Origin of the sequence: Candidatus Accumulibacter aalborgensis, assembly GCF_900089955.1 — a bacterium.
In the GTDB taxonomy this organism is placed as follows: domain Bacteria; phylum Pseudomonadota; class Gammaproteobacteria; order Burkholderiales; family Rhodocyclaceae; genus Accumulibacter; species Accumulibacter aalborgensis.
This window is the reverse complement of the sequence record NZ_FLQX01000074.1, coordinates 1-1,172: the sequence shown is the minus strand read 5'-3', so window position 1 is coordinate 1,172 and position 1,172 is coordinate 1. Positions and strand designations below refer to the sequence as shown.

The window sequence follows — 1,172 nt, the reverse complement described above, 5'->3', positions numbered from 1 at the left end:
GTGATGTGGCGCGCAACGCCGGCATGCCGGCGGCCAAGGCGCATCGTTACCTGGTCAGCTTCACACAGGGAGTCCAGCAGGGAGTCCAGGGTCAGTTCTAACATTCCGACAAACACATAATGTGGAAAAGCGAGGAGCAGTCGGGGACTACGATTTTCCGCTCCGCATACAGAGATGTCACGTTTTCACCCGCGTCCGGACTTTTCGCCGAAGCAACCCAAGGCTATTCACTTGGCAGCACACTGCGGAGGCCCAGATGTGTCACGAACGGATCGAAATCCCGGTCGCAGTGCAGCAAGGTGTAGCCACTGTCGATGCATCGCGTCGCGATGATCGTGTCAATCGTCTTGCGGACCGTAACGCCCAGCGCCCTCAACGCACGGTAATTCTTCGCCGCCTGAACGGCGATATCCAGCCCACCGAGATCAACGACCACCAGGGAAGTGAGCAGCCTCTTCGCCTCGTTGAAGTCACGGTCGCTGCCGAAGCCTTGCAGCACCTCGGTCAGGATGAGGTCGCCCAGGGCCAGAGGCTCGTTTCCCAGCAGGCTGTCGAGTTTGTCCGTCTGTACGGTCCGAGTGCCACGGAAGTAGTCGATCCAGACACTGGAATCAACCAGAATCACTTGTCGGCCCTCATGGCCTCCAGGTCACCTTGCCAGTTCAGCTTGCCGCGGAAGCGTCGTATCTCTTCTTGCTGGCGCAAGCGCAGCACGGTGCGCAGCCCGAGTTCAACCGCCTCGCGTTTGGTCTTCAATCCCGTCGCGCGTAGCGCATCCTCCATCAACTGGTCGTCAATCACGATGTGCGTCCGCATGGTGTGTAAGCTCTTGAAGAAACATGCACATTCTATTTGCGGCGAAGCAGTCCTGCAACTGGCGGTGCTACCCGCCGACGCCGACGCCTTCAACGCCGGCGGGCCGCGCGGCGTCTGGACGGCATCGCACGACGCATGCGGGCGACGGGGTCACGGGCGACGGGGTCAGGGCGACGGGGTCAGGGCGACGGGGTCAGGGCGACGGGGTCAGGGCGACGGGATCAGGGCGACGGGATCAGGGCGACGGGATCAGGGCGACGGGGTCAGGGCGACGGGGTCATAGCAGGGCGACGGGGTCAGGTCTAACATTCAAACAAACATATAGTGAAGGAGCCGTCGGGTAGAGTAGAGGACAG

General features: G+C 61.5%; 2 protein-coding genes. Both read right to left on the bottom strand.

Annotated elements, in window-relative coordinates; genetic code table 11:
• Positions 1–223: 223 nt before the first annotated feature.
• Positions 224–625 (bottom strand): type II toxin-antitoxin system VapC family toxin, encoded by a 402-nt coding sequence (vapC, locus tag ACCAA_RS04710; protein WP_186406085.1) that lies wholly within the window; start codon positions 623–625, stop codon positions 224–226.
• Positions 622–816 (bottom strand): type II toxin-antitoxin system VapB family antitoxin, encoded by a 195-nt coding sequence (locus ACCAA_RS04705; RefSeq protein WP_186406084.1) that lies wholly within the window; start codon positions 814–816, stop codon positions 622–624. Before ACCAA_RS04705 ends, vapC begins: the two co-directional genes overlap by 4 nt.
• Positions 817–1,172: the final 356 nt, after the last annotated feature.

Bases quoted from the DNA above. Each gene is read 5' to 3' on its own strand.
- ACCAA_RS04705 (WP_186406084.1), bottom strand. From the start codon at position 816: ATGCGGACGCACATCGTGATTGACGACCAGTTGATGGAGGATGCGCTA.